Raw genomic sequence first — 18,217 nt, 5'->3', positions numbered from 1 at the left:
CAGCCATCTCTGTATAGAGTTCTTGGGTAATTCGGAGAGTTATGGGTATTGAAGGAGATTCAACATGTATAGCTTAGAGTCCCAGATTAACTACCAAGTCAAAGGTTTCGATCGCGTAGCGTGGCCGAAGGCCAATCGCGTAGTGTGGCCGAAGGCCAATCAGCTCAGTCATTCGGAAAATAAGTCTAAAATTGCTAGTTTACCATCGAATAACTCTCAATTCCTCCTACAAGCTATTCTTGAAGGGTTTGTTGACGGTGTCTTGATTCTGACGTCTCAAGGAAAGTGGGTTCATGCTAATGAACGTGGGCTTAGCATTTGTCGTCAACTTTGTCAAGATAAGTCACAGATGAGTTCTATCCCTGAGTCAATTTGGCGAGTGTGCGAAGGGTTAATTGATAGTCGCGATTGGTTTTCTGGGCAGAAAATGATTCTTGAGTCGGAAATCAAAATGGATAATTCAGTAACATTTCGAGTTAGGGTCAGATGGTTATTTTTGGATAATCAAGCAGAACCATATCTGTTAGTAACTCTAGAAAATCGCCATCATTCTTACTATAATGCTGCTATTACTGATGCTAAAAAATATGGATTGACTAACCGAGAAGCTGAAGTTTGGTTGCTTAAGAAAGCTAAAATGTCTTACAAAGAAATTGCAGCTCGGCTTTATATTACTACCAATACTGTTAAGAAGCATCTGAAAAATATTTATGCTAAACAACAGGCATTAGTTAGTAGCTAATAGGGAGTAGGGAGTAGGGAATCGGGAGTCGGGAATCGGGAGTCGGGAAGAAAGCATTCAGCTATCAGCTATCAGCTATCAGCTAATGCGCACGCTACTTGAGGTGCTTATGCGCTACAGATGGTGCTACTTGAGGTGCTATCAGCCCAAGGCCAACTGACCGCACCTCAAGTAGCGTGAGCTTTTAGCTCACCGCTGACCGCTGACCGCTGACCGCTGAATGCTTAAAGTGTTACTTGATAATTAACAATTATCATAGGACTCTTTTGACGGGTGTTTGTTGCTATGGACGTTTCTGATTCCCAATCTGATTCCCAAATCATTACCTACAGCCCTGCCTACACTTTGGTACCCACTTATGAATGCTTTAATCGCTGTAGCTACTGCAATTTTCGGGCGGAAGCGGGGAGCAGTCCTTGGTTGAGTGTGGAGGATGCGGAAAATCAGTTAAGGTTGCTTCAGTGTCAGGGTGTTTGTGAAATTCTGATTCTTAGTGGTGAGGTTCATCCTAGGTCTTCACGGCGCAAGGCTTGGTTTCAACTAATTTATGATTTGTGTGACCTGGCTTTGTCTCTGGGATTTTTGCCCCATACTAATGTTGGACCGTTGAGTTGGGAGGAGATGGCGCGACTCAAGCAGGTGAATGTGTCTATGGGGTTGATGTTGGAACAATTAACACCGGAGTTGCTCAAAACCGTTCACTGCTATGCTCCCAGTAAGATACCAGAGGTGCGACTACAACAGTTGCAATGGGCGGGAGAATTGGGGATTCCCTTTACGACCGGTTTGTTGTTTGGCATTGGTGAAACTGAGCAGGATTGGTGGGAAAGTTTAAATGCGATCGCACAAATTCATGGTGAGTATGGTCATATCCAAGAGGTCATCCTGCAACCTTACAGTGAGGGCACTACAGAAATCTTTCATAGTCAGTCTTTCGGTCTTAATCAGCTACTAAAAGTGATTCGGAAGGCGCGTCAGATTTTGCCCTTGGATATTACTATCCAAATTCCTCCCAATTTAGTTGATACTGTTGGGAACTTGCCTCAACAGTCTTCTGCTCTATTAGCGTGTTTGGAGGCTGGCGCACGGGATTTAGGAGGAATTAGTCCTAAGGATGAGGTGAATCCCGATTATCCTCATCCCCATAGTTATCGATTGCGCGAAGTGATTGAACCGGCTGGATGGACGTTAGTAGCGCGTTTGCCAGTTTATCCTAAGTATGACAGTTGGTTACCTGCGAGATTGCAACGGGTGGTTGAGAGATGGCGAATTGGTGATAGGTAATTGGTTATGGGTAATTGGTAGAGGTGTTGAACAGCACTGGAACCAAGATTCCGATAATTTCGTCTCGTCAGAGGTGAAACGATTGACCGACAAGCCTGATGTCAAACAGGAAGTGTGCTCAACAAGTACGTAGCAACTATGTTATCCGACTTCTCTGGCCAAAATCTCCAAGGTCGCTCCTTTAAGGGTCAAAACCTTACAGGAGCAAACTTTAACCACGCTGACCTTCGAGGTGTAGACTTCACCAATGCTCTTTTGAAAGGAGCGACCTTTAGCCATGCTAGGAGTGGATTACAGTATTACTGGGTAATTATTTTACTGGGATTTTCATTACTTCTCTCAGAGGATATCTCCCAAGTTTTTTTATACTGAATTTTGCCCCCCTAGCCCCCCAACTTTGGGGGGAACAAGAGTCAATTTGCTTCTAAAAGTCCCCCAAAATTGGGGGACCAACGGGGGCTTGGATGTAACAAATGAAACTTCTCAGACAACCTCTCAGTATTATCAAGTCACATTTTCTGTCGAACTGGTCATATTTCCCTGAAATTTCTGGAATCAGAATCCCCTATTCTTCAGAGTTGTAGGGTGGGCAAAAACATTTTGGTTATGGGTGAGTATTCTAGATAATATCAATTTGCCCACCCTACTGACTACTGACTTGTAGGTTGTAGGGTGGGCAAAAATATTTTGGTTATGGGTGAGTATTCTAGATAATATCAATTTGCCCACCCTACTTTAATTGGGATTTTTTTTGACATTAGTTGTAGGGTGGGCAAAAACATTTTGGTTATGGGTGAGTATTCTAGATAATATCAATTTGCCCACCCTACTTTAATTGGGATTTTTTTTGACATTAGTTGTAGGGTGGGCAAAAAAAAACATTTTGGTTATGGGTGAGTATTCTAGATAATATCAATTTGCCCACCCTACTGACTTGTAGGTTGTAGGGTGGGCAAAAAAAAACATTTTGGTTATGGGTGAGTATTCTAGATAATATCAATTTGCCCACCCTACTGACTTGTAGGTTGTAGGGTGGGCAAAAAAAAACATTTTGGTTATGGGTGAGTATTCTAGATAATATCAATTTGCCCACCCTACTTTAATTGGGATTTTTTTTACACTTTTGGTGGTGCGTTACGGGGCGGACTATCCCAACTTTGACGGTGCGTTACGGGACGGGCTATCCCAACACTGGCTACGAGGCAGAAAATGAGGGCAAGCCCGTCCCTAACGCACCCTACGAGGATAAAAATAAGGGCAAGTCCGCCCCTAACGCACCCTACGCACTAAAAACCCGTCGCCAACCTTCATAATAGCATAACCACTATAATACGATTTCCCTATAAAAGTACCAAAGATGGGCATTCCAATTAGTATCGAAATCGTTGGGTAATCGCTCCTGAAGACTAGAAGATTGTAGGTGAAGTAGCTCCGGTTTGTTGAGGGGAGTTGGGATTACAGTCCAATCTTTTCTGTTATTGAACTGGCTATAGAGTTTCTCAGTATATGGTAGCACCGCAGCATTATACTTGTTACTACTTACTACCTCTGTGACTGCATCAAGCTGCCCTAGGACAGAAATAACAATACGATCCAATCGTGGCGCACCTTTTACATACTTGGGAAAAGCATTCAGTACAATTTCTTGGCCTGAGTCAAATCTCTCAACCTGGAAAGGTCCACTGCCAATGGGCTTCAGCTGAAAACTTTTTTGATTGTAAGCGTGGCGCGGTACTATACCGATAGTCATCACAGAGGCAATGTAGCGTGGTAGTGGAGACTCAGCAATGTCGATGGGGCGGGGGCGTGGTTGGTCAACGATTTCGATAGACTCAATCTGATCAATGCTCTCGATAGACTGAATCTGCTCCCGGTCAATGGGCGTAATGGTATCATCTTTGTCAATATCAACTTGATCAGAATTATCGTCTTTGCGTTCCTCTTCTTTGAGAAAAGGCCACAGTACTTCAAAGCTGATTATCCGATCATTAACGACATTGATATCTCTGATTATGTTTATCACCCGCTTATTTGGGCTTGAGTTAAGTTTTTTATATACCTGATAGGTAAACTCTACATCAGCTACAGTAAGCTGTTTTCCGTCATGGAAACTCACTTCTTCAGAAAGCTGGAAATAAATTATTCGAGTATTATTTTCCTTATTTTCAATCCACCACCAACGAGTAGCAATATCGGTTACGAAAGCTCCTGTTTTTGGATCAAGACGACCCAAACCACGGAAGACTAGGCTCAACACATCCCCTGGACCGTAGTTCATATTCGCTGAAGGGTAGTTAATATTGAGTAGTGGGTCAAGGGTATTGATATCACGAAAATCAGCAATGGTTAGTTGGTTTAGACCTTTAACCTCAATCTCTCTGGTAAAGGTGCTGTTAGCTCGGTTTAGGTCTAAATTTTTCTGGTGTGGATCAGCAGTGAAGCGGATGGTGTGGGAACCAGGGTCGAGTCTGAGCTGGCGACGGATACTGCTGTCTTGCGATCGCTGATTGGGCTGCAACGGACCGTGGGATTGGATTGGCTGCGGCTTGTTATCCACTGTCCACTGTACCTCGAAGGTATCAGAAGAACTATTCCCTTGATTGATTAGATCCGCTTCAATGGTAATCAGGTCTCCTGCTAATGGTTGATCTGGTGTGATAGTAATATTTCGCACTCGTAAATCAACGGTGATTGCTTCCCAAGACAGCAGATTGGTGCTTTGACCATCGATAACTACAAACAAGACACCAGAGCCTGTTACTTCGGGCATGGTAACAATTAAACGGGACTTGCTCCACTCAAGAATCTGTACTGCTTGACCTTGGAAGAAAACTGCGGCATTAGGGTCGCGATCGCCAAAATTACCTCCCTCAATCACAACCTGGCTTCCGGGTAGTCCTTTTGCTGGTTTCACCTCACTCAAGAACGGTAGCTGTCGCCATATCCGAATCCGTGAATCAGCAATTCCAGTTTTGCGGCTGAGTTCAGCTACCATTGCCGCTGTTTGGCTGTAGCCTTCAAGGTCATTAACTGAGTAAATCCCAATGCCATTTAATTGTTTGATCTCAGCCTCGGTAATACCAGGTAGAGTAGCCAGGGGCCTAGTGCTGATCGGTTGATCAAGTTGCTTACGCACTCCTTGTAACTGGCTTTCTAGGACTTGGGCAAAATCCAGTTTGATAACAGTAGCGCTATTTTCCCCAGGGTCTGTAGTCCGAAATAAGATTTTACCGTCAGAGGTACGGCGCAGCTTAACTTCTATATCGAGTTGAAGCTGTTTAATCGCCATAGACTTGCCACGGGCATAAGATTTCAAAGAAAGAGTATCTTCAGCACGGTCAATTTCAGCAGCGATCGCATCAACCATCTCCGCTAGCTGCCATTCCGTGTTTTCCTCTGTATTGCTGTTTGTATTGTTTTTTGTATTACCTTTTGTATTGCCGTTGCTGGCTGTTAATGATTCCTCATTAGTCATAGTAGTTTACTAGCAAAAGTGTTTAACTTCGGAATAGTAGTCTTATCGTGATTTTTCAGGAGCGATAGTCATGCGGATGCGACCTAGTTTACCGACAGGGGGAGTTTCTATAGTTGAAGGTAAACTAATCATTACTCGTGATTTTGTTTTCTCTTGACTTAAAAATTGCCCATCGGTTTTTAGGTATAAATGGGCTGGAATATCAAAATAAACATCTGTAACCTCTAAATTCGTTTCTGTAGTGCTGTCAGAATTTGTCTGGTCGAGGGTGTCAGATACTTCTTCAAGGATCAGGGCAATCAAGTTGCCTAGTGTGATGTCAGCCATAGGTATAGCGCTACGCGCAAGTCAGAAGTTAGAAGTCAGAAGTTAGAAGTAAGTTATGACTAAGTTTCGGAGTTTAGGAGCGATGCAGAGGTGCGACCCGTGGCGAATTTAATTCTTAATGCGGAAAGCGCACCTAAGCGGTTTTGGGGGTTCCCCCCATGAGCGACTGCATCAAGACAATGTCAAACACCTTAGAGGTTGTCTGAGAAGTCTCATTTGCTACATTCAAGCCCCCTAAATCCCCCAATTTTGGGGGACTTTTACCAACAAATGGATTCTTGTTCCCCCCAGAATTGGGGGGCTAGGGGGGCAAAATTCAGTATCAAAAAACTTTTCAGATATCCTCTTAATGCGTAGTGCTCTAATGATAGATAGGGGATGATTGAAGTTACTTAATAAGGAAGCAGGGAGCAGGGAGTAGGGAACAAATCTCCCCAAACTCCTCTCTCTTTTCCTATTCCCTAGGCGCTAACCTATCGCAACAATCATCCCGCTGTAATACTTAAGTGATTAGGTAATCAATTTATCCGTTTTATTCTACTATTGGGAAGGTCTCGGTGCGGAAGCGAATTTTAACCTGACCAATGATTTCAGTACTCATGGTGACGTTATCAAATGAACTTTCATTAGTTGCTTTGACTTTTAGTTTGTTGAAGTTTGCTCCAACAGAAGCACGACCCCATCCCCACCTAGCACTGGCTCGGATAGAAGCGCCAGCTTGTAAACGGTCGTACTCGCTTTTTCGTCTAGTTTCTGTTTCGGTAGCAGTAACGTTAAAGGTAAGTTTAGAAAGGATTTCACCATCGGTGATCACAATCCGTGCCATACCCTGCCGTGCCATCTCCCGGAGATGATCAATCAAGCTCTGTGCCAGTGACTCAGAGAGTTTGCGACGAATTACTTGGACTTGAGGAACTGTGAAAGAATTCTTCTGCTCTGGTGTGATAGTGAGTTTAAGGGGTTGTTCCAGGTTGACCGTTTCTGCTTCTAATGCTCTTGCTACCTCCTTTAATTTAGTAACACCAGCCTTGCCAGGATTGCCGGTGTTTTGGTCTGTAGGTGTGTTTGGAAATATATAGTTCGCCCGTACAAGAGTGCCGCCATTTCCATCCGGGTAGTTTTCATTAAGGTGTGCCTTAATCTCCGCATCAGAGACGTTCTCAGCCTCAAACTGCTTGAGGGTTTTGGCTAGGTTAGCAACCAGCTCAGCATAGGCTTCGATCTGTCTGATTGTCGCAGCGATAATAGCATCGAAAGTACCGTTAATTAAGCCAGCAGTAAACTCCACAAAGCCTAGGTCTTGTACTTGCTTGGCGGCATTAATACCGGTATTAACAGCATCACCGATAGCCATGCCTCCAACCATGGATATCTGAGATTGCTGCTGATTCAGTTTTTCCTCAACCAATTCCTGGAGTGTGTTACCGAGGATATCAGCAATACCATCGCGCACTAGTTGCCGCTCTTGCTGGTCCCTAATCCGTGCTAGCGCTGAATCAACAATCTCGGTGACGATGCGGTTAACACCTTCTTCTATTAGTGCTTCAGTAGACGGATTTTTATCCGTGGACTGAATTTCTGGGTTTGGCATCTCACCTAACTGTGGCGGGATTGGATTTTGTGAAGTCATGGCATGATGTCCTTAATATTAAATGGGATAAATCGGGGTAATTTATCTAGCCCTTGGATTAGTAATTTAACATTATGCATTCCCTTGATCACAACTTTCAAATGAGTATATCACACTGAATTGGATCAATAAAGGTACCTCCTAGCAATTATCCTAGCTATGAGGTACAAAATTTCGGGATTTTAGGGAACAGCGGATCTGGGAACAGGGAATAGGAATGCGCTGCATCAAAACAGGGAATCAACGTCAAAGAATACTGTACCTCATAACGGCGATAAACGCTAGATATACTCCTTAATTTACGAAGGAATAACGTTTTTGTAACAAAATAACAGCTTAAAGATTATTTTTCCACCCTGAAAAAGCGTTGTTTATAGCAACATATCATTATCATGCGTAGCTTAATTATGGTATAATTAAGCTATCCTATAACCCCACTTTTTTTTCAAAAAAAAATCTAAAATTCACCCATACGTTGTGAATGTAGAGGCTGATGTAGAGGCTGATGCTTTCAATCATTAATCCTTAATTTCAGCAGCAAAAAATATTAGCATACACCCTAATCAATGGGGCTATTATGGTTTTTAAATGAAATGTAAACAAAAGATGATGGAGCAATAAAAATTCGGATCAAAGACCAGCTAAGACTAGGAAAGATATTCGAGGATTTTTTGATGTAGGCTAAATGAGCCTAAGTTTTTATGACCTATTCATAAAAGCTATATTATTACTGAAGTCTGGATCGTGCCTACTGCTCAACACCTGTGAAATCATTACATCGAACTGAGGCGCGATCAAATCCGTAGCCCAAGGTTATCTTAAAGGAAGATAGGGACAAACACTCTTAACCTCATGGCATCTATTCCTAATCCAACTCTGGCAGCTGGTCTAGCAGCTCTCAAACAGGGCAATTACCAGGATGCGATCGCACACTTAGAAGGTGTCTGTGAGATGGAGTTGGATGACTCCATTGTGACGGAAGCCTCTCAATCCCTAGTCGAGGCTTATCCTAAGCATGGTCAGCCAGAAAAAGCGATCGCACTTTGCCAACACCTGAGGGAACACCCTGACCCCCAGATACAGGAATGGGCAGCTAAAACTGAGGCTGAGTTAATTACCAAGTATCCGGTTGCTGCTAAATCCCCTACTGATGCCACAGGGTTTACCCCCCTAGAGGATCAGGCTTCTAGCCCACTGAAACTGAGCCGTAAACCAAACCAGACTGCTTCATCTTCTTCCCTATTACCAGTTCCCTACTCTCCCCCGGATATTCCCACCCTCTACACTCCTCGTCCTCGATGGCGCAACTGTGGACGAGCACAGCATTGGCATCCCCTGAAATCTGCCAAGATGGAACGGTTGTGGTTAGTCGCAATCACGGTTGCGATCGCATTTTTCTGGCTACTGCGGGTTCTAGTGGAATTCGCCATGGAAACCATCAATTCCATCTTGGTAGAGTTACCCTGGTTCCAACCCTTCCAATTGTTATACCGTGACCCAACCGTAGCCCTAGAAATTACCTTAGCCATCCTATTTATCCTATCGCCCTGGTTAATGGATGGATTGCTAAAGCAGTTTCATGGTCTTGAAGCCCTATCCTTGACCCAACTAGCTTCCCGCCATCCAGAATCCGCTAAAGTTATACAAAAGGTTTGCCGCAAACGTCGTCTGCCCTTACCGAGCTTAAAAGTCTTACCCACAGACGCCACCGTAGCCCTGACCTATGGTAACTTACCTCGCACTGCTCGGATTGTAGTTAGTCAGGGATTATTAGACCAGCTCAAAGATGATGAAATTGCCAACATCTACGCCGGTCAGCTAGGACATATTATCAATCGGGATTTCATCTTGATGTCCCTAGGGGTACTAATTATTCAAATCCCTTACACTATCTATTGGCAAATCCCTCAGTGGGCAGAGAAGCTAAAGGAATTACTACTGGTTAAATTACCTGGTGCTAGGGGATGGTTAAGCGCAATCCTTTTAGGAATTACTGGTACTGTTGCTTCCCTCAGTTACAGCATTTATTGGGTATTGAGCTTACCCCTGCTATGGTTATCTAGAGCTAGGGTTTACTATAGCGATCGCATCGCCATCTCAACCACAGGTAATCCCAATGGCTTGACCCGCGCCTTACTAAAAATTGCCCTAGGGATAAGCGAAGACATCCAAATTTCCGGCCAAACCAGTGGGCTATTAGAAAGCTTTGATGTCTTACTCCCCGTCGGTTATCAGCAAGCCATGGTTATCGGCAGTTTTTCCCCCACCACCCCCTTTGAAGACATCTTGAAATGGGACTGTACTAATCCCTACCGCTACTGGTTAATCATCAACTCTGCCCATCCCCTACTCGGAGAACGTTTACATTTACCTAAGCGCTACGCCCACTTTCTCAAGCTTCATGCCGAACTAGATTTACCAGCTTTAATTCCTGCCAGTCGCAATCGAGCTGAATTTTTCTCTAAACTCAGCAACAGTTACAAAGCCTTACCCCTGCTACAAAGTACCCTAATTTTTGGCGTAATTATGGGCGCAGCATTAAGAGGGATACTTTGGATGATTGGTAAACTGTCTGACATGTTCGACATTTGGCAGTTAATTTGGCTACATAACGCCAATTCCTTTATCGATGCTTGTATCTTAATTGCCTTTAGTATCAGTGTCTTTCTCTGGATTAATAATTACTTTCCCGACCTCAAACCTACCAATATCGGTACTGACCCCGACTTAGGAGATTATTTCGCCACTAACGCTACTCTACCTCCCGATAGTCGTCCTGTTCTCTTAAGCGGAAAACTATTAGGACGTTCGGGATTACGCAATTGGCTCGGACAAGATTTAATATTACAAACCTCGACAGGTTTAGTCAGACTAAACTACTGTTCCTATCTCGGACCACTAGGTAATATCCTACCTCAACCCACCCGTGTTAGTAATTTAGTTAACCAGACCGTAATCGTCACCGGTTGGTTTCGCCGGGGTGTTAATCCCTGGATTGATATTGAAACCATCAGTATCGAAGGAGATAAACCAATTCGCAGCTACTATCCCATTTGGATTACCATCCTCGCCACAGTAGCAGCCCTATCCGGCGCTTATCTGATTTCCCAAGTGGGAGCCTGAAATTACTAGGGAATTGGGAATCGGAACCCACCCCTAACCCCTCCCAGGAGGGGAACGGGAATCGGGAATCGGGAATCGGGAATCGGAATAGTAGATGTAGGGTGGGCAGTGTATCAGACTCGATTAATCACTGCGAGGATAGTTGCTATACACTGCCCACCATAGTTGCGTAGGGTGCGTTAGGGGGGCTCGCCGTCATTTTCAACCTCGTAGCCAGCCTTGGGAAAGTCCCCCCCGTAACGCACCACTGGGTTAAACACTGCCCACCATCGGAATAGTAGAGCAGCCCAGCATCGGAATAGTTGATGTAGGGTGGGCAGTGTATCAGACTCGATTAATCACTGCGAGGATAGTTGCTATACACTGCCCACCATAGTTGCGTAAGGTGCTGGGTTAAACACTGCCCATCATCGGAATAGTAGAGCAGCCCACCATCGGATGGGGTTGATGTAGGGAGTGAACAGACCGGATCAATTACTGGGATGATAGTTTCTAGACACTGCCCACCATCGGATGGGGTTGATATAGATGTAGGGTCGGCAGGGTCGCAGAACGGATCAATCACTGGGATGATAGTTGCTAGACCATGTTTCTAGTTCATGTATTCACAACCAAAATCCAAACACTATAGTATGAAAAAACTGTCTATAATTTTACCATTAGCCATCCTAGCTTTTGGATGTGTAGTTGTTAACAGTCAAGAAACCTCCTCACCCAATAGTTACACTCAATCGGTTACAAGTGACGTTTTAGGCAGTGGTTATCCGACTCAAGAAAAAAAGGAAATTCTGGAACTTATTCGCCATACCATCAAACCCAGAACAAAACTGCCTACTCATACTCATACCGGCATGCAAATTGCACTAGTAGAGGCTGGCACGTTAACGTTTACTGTTGTGAAAGGAGAGGCTAAAGTAAGGAAAGCTAATGGCAAAGAATTAATTCTGCAAGCAGGGCAAACTACACAACTAACGGTTGGAGATTCTCTAGTTGAATCGAGCGGAATGGTTCACTATGGTGAAAACAAAACAAACAAACCAGTTATTCTTCTGTCCGCTTCCCTATTTGATGTTGAGCAACCAAAAACTATTTTAATTGAACCGGAAAAGTGAAGAATAAAATGTAAGCGGTAAGCGGTAAGCGGTCAGCGGTCAGCCGTCAGTTTCTAGGGTGCATTTCAATGGATGCAAAAACACTCTTCGGTCATAGAAAGCTAATATCATTTTATGACAATTACCCTTAATAAAAATCTCCCCCATCTCCCGATCTCCCCGCGCCCGCGCCCCACACTTCCCACACTCCCCACACTCCCGATTCCCGACTCCCGAAAAAAACATTAAGAAATGTTGCGTTATTCCTAAATATTCGTTACATTTGTTTACATAACTGATTACCCAAGGATCACTACGTCCTTGAAACCTTGACCTCACAGCCAAGGATAAAGGCACACTGTAAGCGTATTGGCCCTAGGTTTTCTCCTCCCAACACAGCAAGTATCACCAGCCCCTCTCAATGGCTGGTTTTTTTATATCTAGAAATTCTCAATTGAGTCTCTATTCCCTATTCCCTATTCCCTATTCCCTATTCCCTATTCCCTGTTCCCTGTTCCCTCCAAAATTTGTTACAAATATTTTCAAAATATGTTATAATAGAAAATTTTTTATGTTATAATAAAATTACCCCAGACGTTAAACGAAACGTTCAACGGGAAGAGCCAGCCTGAAGATATTCCAGGCTGAAGGCTGGCTCTAGGACCCCTTATAACAGGAGATACATAAAATTATGTCCTATGCTGAACGCCTACATCCATGGGTGGTGGTGCGTCTATTGCCCAAGATGCAAAGAGTAATTGTTGCTCGGTTCCGTAAACGATCCGATGCGGAGGGTCATATGCAGGCTCTGAAACGGCTAATGCCCGATGCGAACTTTGTGATTATCTTTGATATCGGGGAGCCGATAACTGAAGAAGACTCTTAGGATTATCGGGAGTCGGGAGTCGGGAGTAGGGAGTCGGGAATCGGGAGTCAGATCAGCGTTCCCTCTTGCCTTTTGCCTCTTGCCTCTTGCCTCTTGCCTCTTGCCTCTTGCCAAAGAGATTATTCACAAATAAATTACCATAACAATATATCCAGAGTAAAAACAAGACACTACCACCATGCCGCGACTGAATCTGATCGTTTCTGATCAAGCTTCTGGAAATCAACAGGCTGCACCTATCGAAAGCCCTGATCACCTCGATGGGAATGGGAAAACAAACCAGCTCCAATCTCAGCAGTTAGACCCCATGACCGGGGTGACATCAAACCCAATTGAGCTGGATTTGGAAGCAGTAAATCAGCAACTGACTGACACTAGCGCTACCAAAATCGTAGAATGGGCAGCTGAAACCTTTGGTGATGGCTTAGTGATGAGTAGCAGCTTTGGGATCCAGTCAGCGGTCATGCTGCACTTGGTCACTAGTGTCGTTCCAGATATACCGGTAATTTGGATAGATACGGGCTACCTACCGGTGAAAACCTATCGATTTGCCGAGGAGTTGATCGAACGGCTCAAGTTGAATGTAAAAGTATACCAGTCTGCCATGAGTCCAGCACGGATGGAAGCGTTGTATGACAGACTCTGGGAAAAGCAGGATGTAGAATCCCTCAACCGCTACGACCAGATCCGCAAGGTGGAACCGATGCAGCGCGCTTTGCGGGAACTGAAGGCAACGGGATGGTTAGCAGGATTGCGCAAGCAACAGACTGACCACCGCAAGAGTATGGGCTGGGTTAACAAGCAGGCAGAGCAGTATAAGATTTTGCCAATTCTTAACTGGCACTCTAGGGATATCTATAAGTATCTCACAGCTCATGATTTACCCTATCATCCCATGTTTGATGAAGGTTATACAACCGTCGGTGATTGGCATTCCAGCCGACCTTTATCCTTTGATGATCAGGATGAACGGGATACCCGTTTTCATGGCCTTAAGCAAGAGTGTGGTATACACTTGCCTGAAACTCCTGGTGAAGCTGCAAGTCTTGATTCTAGCTCTCTGTAATAGGGAACAGGGAGTAGGGAGTAGGGAATTGGAATGCGTACGCGGGCATCTTGGTAGAACTGGCATCAAGCCAGTTTGCTACTATCACAGATGTGTACGCATACTATTCCGATAGTGCCTCTACAAATAATGGGTAGAACTGGCATCAAGCCAGTTTGGGGACATCTTGGTGGAACTGGCATCTTGTCGGTTTGCTACTATCACAGATGCGTACGCTTACTATTCCGATCATGCCTCTACAACTAATTGGTGGAACTGGCATCAAGCCAGTTTGCTACTATCACAGATGTGATCGCATTCTACTTCAATAGTGCCTCTACAATCATGCGATTGGCCTACGGCCACGCTACGCGATGAAGCTTCGCTTCCGCGCTTATGCGATCGCATTCTGCTTCAACCTTCAACCTTGGCCAAAAGGCCACGCTACGCGAACAACCTTTAACCCCATTCAACCCTAAAATGGTCACTTGGGATCCCTATCTAGAATCAATCCGTAACACCTACGCCCAAAGGTGGCAAGTTTATACCCTAAGCGATGTCGAAGACCGCAAGCCCAAGCAGCAGCAACAGACCCCGATGGTGTTCAACTTTGACCTAATGGTGGAAACCATAAAGTCGGAGCAGCCACAAAGAAACCAGAATCGGGAAGAAACTGAACGCTTGCCTGTCCTAGAAGGATTGCTCAAGTATGCTGATGACCATGTTTTACTAGTGGGACGTCCCGGTTCCGGCAAATCCACAGCCTTAGTGCAATTGCTGGCAGATGAAGGGATACAAGGGAGAATTCCGGTGCTGGTGGAACTGCGATATTACCAGACATCGGTACTGGATTTAGTACGGAATTTTCTGAAACGCCATGGTGTACTCCTCGACTCTACCGAAATCGAAAGACTATTGTTTGAAGGACAATTCTGGTTACTGATCGATGGGGTAAACGAACTACCCTCAGAAGCAGCACGCCTAGATTTGACTCAGTTTCGGCAGGATTACCAGAAAACTACTCCCATGATTTTCACCACTAGGGATTTAGGAGTTGGTGGTGACTTGGGGATTCAGAAGAAGTTGCAAATGCAACCCTTGAGTGCAGCCCAAATGTCGGAGTTTGTCCGCAAGTATTTGCCACAACAGGGGGAGCAGATGCTCCAGCAGTTGGGCGATCGCTTACGGGAATTTGGGCAAACTCCCCTACTATTGATGATGCTATGTGACCTGTTTAAGTCTAGAGGTAAGATACCGTCTAATCTGGGTTTAGTGTTTCGCTTCTTTACCCAGTCTTATTCTAAGCAAATCAAGCAAGATGTTAAGGTTTCCGATCATAAATCAAGAAAATTTTGGCCTGAGCTACTGCAACAGTTAGGGTTTGAGATGACAAAAGGGGATAACCCTGATAAACCCGAGGAGATCAGCGTTGCTATTACCAAGACCAAAGCCGAGGAAAATTTAACTAACTATCTACGTCATAAAGCTGTTGTCAATCCTAATGTTTGCGCCAAGAATTGGCTTGATGACTTGCTAAACCATCACTTGATTCAAAAATCAGGAGACTTGATTGAGTTTCGACACCAACTGATCCAAGAATACTATACAGCCGAATATTTATTGAAGCAATTACCAAACCTTAGTGATCAGGACTTGCAACAGAAGTATCTCAATTATTTAAAATGGACAGAACCTCTGGTGCTGATGCTGCAATTGCTAGACAATCAAAAGCAAGCAAAGCGGGTGGTAAGGTTAGGGTTAGATGTGGATTTGCAACTGGGAGCCAGGTTAGCAGGAGCAGTAAAACTCAAGTTTCAGGAGCAGACTGTTGGGTGGGTGGTTGGGTTAGAGGTCCCGAAGTTACTTAAGGTTGAACTGTTGGAAATAAATCCATCAGAAAAAGCGATACCTGAACTAAGTAAATGCCTAGATGATCCCGACTCAGATGTGCGTAGGATTGCGGCAGATGCTCTGGGGAAAATCGGGACAGAAGCCACCATCGACCCCTTAATTCAATTGCTGAATGATAACGACTACAATGTGCGTAGTATTGCGGCCTATGCTCTGGGAAAAATCGGGACAGAAGCCACCATCGACCCCTTAATTAAATTGCTGAATGATAACAACTACAATGTGCGTATTCGTGCGGCCTATGCTCTGGGAAAAATCGGGACAGAAGCCACCATCGACCCCTTAATTAAATTGCTGAATGATAACAACTACAATGTGCGTAGTATTGCGGCATCTGCTCTGGGAAAAATCGGGACAGAAGCCACCATCGACCCTTTAATTAAATTGCTGGATCATGATAACTATTATGTGCGTAGTCTTGCGGTAGAAGTTCTGGGAAAAATCGGGACAGAAGCCACCATCGACCCGTTAATTAAATTGCTAGATAATCATAACTATAATGTGCGTATTAGTGCGGCAGAAGCTCTGGGAAAAATCGGGACAGAAGCCACCATCAACCCGTTAATTAAATTGCTGAATGATGACCACTATTCTGTCCGTTATACTGCGGCCTATGCTCTGGGAGAAATCGGGACAAAAGCCACAATAGACCCCTTAATTAAATTGCTGAATGATGATAACTATAATGTGCGTAGGAGTGCAGCATCTGCTCTGGGAAAAATCGGGACAGAAGCCACCATCGAACCCTTAATTAAATTGCTGGATGATGACCACTCAGGTGTGCGTGAAAGTGCGGCAGATGCTCTGGGAAAAATCGGGAAAGAAGCCACCATCGAACCCTTAATTAAATTGCTGGATGATGACCACTCAGGTGTGCGTGAAAGTGCGGCAGATGCTCTGGGAAAAATCGGGAAAGAAGCCACCATCGACCCCTTAATTAAATTGCTGGATGATGACTACTCAGATGTGCGTATTAGTGCGGCAGAAGCTCTGGGAAACATCGGGACAGAAGCCACCATCGACCCCTTAATTAAATTGCTGGATGATGACTACTCAGATGTGCGTAGGATTGCGGCAGAAGCTCTGGGAAAAATCGGGACAGAAGCCACCATCGACCCCTTAATTAAATTGCTGGATGATCACAACTCAGGTGTCCGTATTCGTGCGGCCTATGCTCTGGGAAACATCGGAACAGAAGCCACCATCGACCTCTTAATTAAATTGCTGGATGATCACAACTCAGGTGTGCGTAGGATTGCGGCAAAAGCTCTGGGAAACATCGGGAAAGAAGCCACCATCGACCCCTTAATTAAATTGCTTGATGATGACAACTCAGATGTGCGTAGGAGTGCCGCAAATGCTCTGAAAAAAATTGGCACAGAAGCCACCATCGACCCCTTAATTACATTGCTGGATGATCACGACTCAGATGTGCGTAGGAGTGCCGCAAATGCTCTGAAAAAAATTGGCACAGAAGCCACTATTTCTAAACTGATTAATCGCCTGAACAACGAAGAATTTGCAGCAACTAATGATAAATATCTTTTTAAGACAACTATAAATATCATTAACGCCATTCAAGAGCGCTACCAAGTCTACAACCCAAGCTATCGTCCCAAACCAATTCCCAAACCCGATCCTCCCAAATTTATTGCCACTCAAATCATATACATCCTCCACCTCTCGGACCTCCACATCACCACCCCTGACCAAGCTACCCGTTGGTCAAACCAACTCGCCCAAGACCTCAAGCAAGACCTTCAAATCCCTCACCTTGATGCTCTTATCCTCTCCGGTGATATTGCCAATTATTCCACTACAGAAGAATACGACGCTGCACAACAGTTTCTCGACAACCTCCACCAAGACTTCCCCCTAGACCCCAAGCAAATTGTTCTAGTTCCCGGTAACCATGACCTCAATTGGACACTAGCAAAGCAGGCTTATCAGTTATGGGATCTTGAAGAATATGACGGTGAACTAAAAGACGGTCACTACATCAAAGTCACTGATGAGGTGATTCGAGTCCGAGATGACGCTAAATACCAAAAACGCTTTGCCCACTTCAGCCAATTCTATCAAGCCATCAAAGCTCAATCCTATCCCCTGGACTATCACCAGCAAGGCATTATCGACCATCTCCCAGAGCAAAACCTGCTGATTCTAGGACTAAACTCCGCTTGGCAACTGGACCACCACTTCAAATACCGTGCTAGCATCCACCCAGTTGCTCTGAGCAATGCCATAACCGAGATTCGCCGTAACCCAGACTATGACAACTGCCTGAAAATAGCGGTTTGGCACCATCCCCTGAATAGTAGCGGAAGCGATAGCATTACTGACCAAGGATTCATCGAACAACTAGCCGTTGCTGGATTCCGCTTCTTCCTGCATGGACACATCCACAAAGCTGAAACCAGCCTTTTCCGTTACGACCTAAGCCAAGATGGGCGCAAACTCCATGGAATTTGTGCTGGCACCTTTGGCGCACCGACCAAAGAACTAGTAACCGGTTATCCCTGGCAATATAATCTGCTGAAAATTAACGGTAATCAGCTCACTGTCCGGACTCGCCGCCGGGAAGAAGCCGATGGTGCTTGGAAACCTGATTCACGGTGGACTCAGGGTCCGGGACAAAGTGGTTTGGATTCTTATTCCATTAAGTTCAGGCTATAATCATGGTCTGCGGTAATCTTGAACAGA

The 18,217-nt window shown here is 44.8% G+C and carries 14 protein-coding genes; 9 read left to right on the top strand and 5 right to left on the bottom strand.

The genetic code is table 11. The features are described 5' to 3' along the window. The first annotated feature begins 64 nt into the window (after nucleotides 1–64). The 4 genes from F6K63_RS08660 to F6K63_RS08645 all read left to right on the top strand — a co-directional run bounded on the left by F6K63_RS08660 (nucleotide 65) and on the right by F6K63_RS08645 (nucleotide 3,339). The gene (locus tag F6K63_RS08660; RefSeq protein WP_008185536.1) at nucleotides 65–742 is read left to right on the top strand and encodes a helix-turn-helix transcriptional regulator; all 678 of its coding nucleotides are present in this window, start codon (nucleotides 65–67) and stop codon (nucleotides 740–742) included. Between the two features lie 285 nt (nucleotides 743–1,027). After that, nucleotides 1,028–2,026, top strand: a complete 999-nt coding sequence (gene cofG, locus F6K63_RS08655; RefSeq protein WP_287311815.1) for a 7,8-didemethyl-8-hydroxy-5-deazariboflavin synthase subunit CofG — start codon at nucleotides 1,028–1,030, stop codon at nucleotides 2,024–2,026. Nucleotides 2,027–2,164: 138 nt separating this feature from the next. Then, nucleotides 2,165–2,398, top strand: coding sequence for a pentapeptide repeat-containing protein (locus tag F6K63_RS08650; protein WP_008185533.1), 234 nt, complete (start codon nucleotides 2,165–2,167; stop codon nucleotides 2,396–2,398). A 791-nt stretch (nucleotides 2,399–3,189) separates the two neighbouring features. Then, on the top strand, nucleotides 3,190–3,339 hold the full coding sequence (locus F6K63_RS08645; protein WP_154659825.1) for a hypothetical protein: 150 nt from the start codon (nucleotides 3,190–3,192) through the stop codon (nucleotides 3,337–3,339). An 11-nt stretch (nucleotides 3,340–3,350) separates the two neighbouring features. Here F6K63_RS08645 and F6K63_RS08640 read toward each other — a convergent pair whose 3' ends face one another. From F6K63_RS08640 to F6K63_RS08630, 3 genes are all read right to left on the bottom strand, one after another. Beyond that, complete coding sequence (locus tag F6K63_RS08640) at nucleotides 3,351–5,501, bottom strand: ABC transporter substrate-binding protein (protein ID WP_008185531.1); 2,151 nt, start codon at nucleotides 5,499–5,501, stop codon at nucleotides 3,351–3,353. 42 nt (nucleotides 5,502–5,543) lie between these two features. Further along, nucleotides 5,544–5,828 (bottom strand): hypothetical protein, encoded by a 285-nt coding sequence (locus F6K63_RS08635; RefSeq protein WP_008185529.1) that lies wholly within the window; start codon nucleotides 5,826–5,828, stop codon nucleotides 5,544–5,546. Nucleotides 5,829–6,360: 532 nt separating this feature from the next. Continuing rightward, nucleotides 6,361–7,458, bottom strand: a complete 1,098-nt coding sequence (locus tag F6K63_RS08630; RefSeq protein WP_008185528.1) for a hypothetical protein — start codon at nucleotides 7,456–7,458, stop codon at nucleotides 6,361–6,363. An 852-nt stretch (nucleotides 7,459–8,310) separates the two neighbouring features. Here F6K63_RS08630 and F6K63_RS08625 point away from each other — a divergent pair. Beyond that, the gene (locus F6K63_RS08625; protein WP_008185526.1) at nucleotides 8,311–10,581 is read left to right on the top strand and encodes a zinc metalloprotease HtpX; all 2,271 of its coding nucleotides are present in this window, start codon (nucleotides 8,311–8,313) and stop codon (nucleotides 10,579–10,581) included. 334 nt (nucleotides 10,582–10,915) lie between these two features. Here F6K63_RS08625 and F6K63_RS08620 read toward each other — a convergent pair whose 3' ends face one another. Further along, nucleotides 10,916–11,146, bottom strand: a complete 231-nt coding sequence (locus tag F6K63_RS08620) for a hypothetical protein (RefSeq protein ID WP_287311703.1) — start codon at nucleotides 11,144–11,146, stop codon at nucleotides 10,916–10,918. Between the two features lie 67 nt (nucleotides 11,147–11,213). On the opposite strand from F6K63_RS08620, the gene F6K63_RS08615 reads away from it, so the two are divergent. Further along, nucleotides 11,214–11,693 carry a cupin domain-containing protein gene (locus F6K63_RS08615; protein ID WP_131827237.1) on the top strand — a complete coding sequence of 160 codons (480 nt, stop codon included), beginning with the start codon at nucleotides 11,214–11,216 and terminating at the stop codon, nucleotides 11,691–11,693. Between the two features lie 670 nt (nucleotides 11,694–12,363). Next, nucleotides 12,364–12,558 (top strand): hypothetical protein, encoded by a 195-nt coding sequence (locus tag F6K63_RS37710; protein ID WP_071106925.1) that lies wholly within the window; start codon nucleotides 12,364–12,366, stop codon nucleotides 12,556–12,558. Here the strand turns inward: F6K63_RS37710 and F6K63_RS08605 are convergent. Beyond that, nucleotides 12,490–12,672 carry a hypothetical protein gene (locus F6K63_RS08605; RefSeq protein ID WP_287295836.1) on the bottom strand — a complete coding sequence of 61 codons (183 nt, stop codon included), beginning with the start codon at nucleotides 12,670–12,672 and terminating at the stop codon, nucleotides 12,490–12,492. The genes F6K63_RS37710 and F6K63_RS08605 overlap by 69 nt on opposite strands. 193 nt (nucleotides 12,673–12,865) lie before the next feature. Between F6K63_RS08605 and F6K63_RS08600 the strand changes: the two genes are divergently transcribed. Together F6K63_RS08600 and F6K63_RS08595 are read left to right on the top strand one after the other, a co-directional pair. Next, nucleotides 12,866–13,624, top strand: coding sequence for a phosphoadenylyl-sulfate reductase (locus F6K63_RS08600; RefSeq protein WP_287295834.1), 759 nt, complete (start codon nucleotides 12,866–12,868; stop codon nucleotides 13,622–13,624). Nucleotides 13,625–13,999: 375 nt separating this feature from the next. Continuing rightward, nucleotides 14,000–18,190 carry a HEAT repeat domain-containing protein gene (locus F6K63_RS08595; RefSeq protein WP_287311701.1) on the top strand — a complete coding sequence of 1,397 codons (4,191 nt, stop codon included), beginning with the start codon at nucleotides 14,000–14,002 and terminating at the stop codon, nucleotides 18,188–18,190. Nucleotides 18,191–18,217 lie beyond the last annotated feature (27 nt).

Origin of the sequence: Moorena sp. SIO1G6, assembly GCF_010672795.1 — a bacterium.
Classification (GTDB): Bacteria; Cyanobacteriota; Cyanobacteriia; order Cyanobacteriales; family Coleofasciculaceae; genus Moorena; species Moorena producens.
This window is presented reverse-complemented; position numbering and strand designations above follow the sequence as displayed.

Excerpts from the sequence above, each read along its gene's own strand:
- F6K63_RS08660 (WP_008185536.1), top strand. The coding sequence starts at position 65 with ATGTATAGCTTAGAGTCCCAGATTAACTACCAAGTCAAAGGTTTCGAT.
- F6K63_RS08640 (WP_008185531.1), bottom strand. The coding sequence starts at position 5,501 with ATGACTAATGAGGAATCATTAACAGCCAGCAACGGCAATACAAAAGGT.
- F6K63_RS08650 (WP_008185533.1), top strand. The coding sequence starts at position 2,165 with ATGTTATCCGACTTCTCTGGCCAAAATCTCCAAGGTCGCTCCTTTAAG.
- F6K63_RS08600 (WP_287295834.1), top strand. The coding sequence starts at position 12,866 with ATGACCGGGGTGACATCAAACCCAATTGAGCTGGATTTGGAAGCAGTA.
- F6K63_RS08595 (WP_287311701.1), top strand. The coding sequence starts at position 14,000 with ATGCGATCGCATTCTGCTTCAACCTTCAACCTTGGCCAAAAGGCCACG.
- F6K63_RS37710 (WP_071106925.1), top strand. The coding sequence starts at position 12,364 with ATGTCCTATGCTGAACGCCTACATCCATGGGTGGTGGTGCGTCTATTG.
- F6K63_RS08615 (WP_131827237.1), top strand. The coding sequence starts at position 11,214 with ATGAAAAAACTGTCTATAATTTTACCATTAGCCATCCTAGCTTTTGGA.
- F6K63_RS08625 (WP_008185526.1), top strand. The coding sequence starts at position 8,311 with ATGGCATCTATTCCTAATCCAACTCTGGCAGCTGGTCTAGCAGCTCTC.
- F6K63_RS08635 (WP_008185529.1), bottom strand. The coding sequence starts at position 5,828 with ATGGCTGACATCACACTAGGCAACTTGATTGCCCTGATCCTTGAAGAA.
- F6K63_RS08630 (WP_008185528.1), bottom strand. The coding sequence starts at position 7,458 with ATGACTTCACAAAATCCAATCCCGCCACAGTTAGGTGAGATGCCAAAC.
- cofG (WP_287311815.1), top strand. The coding sequence starts at position 1,028 with ATGGACGTTTCTGATTCCCAATCTGATTCCCAAATCATTACCTACAGC.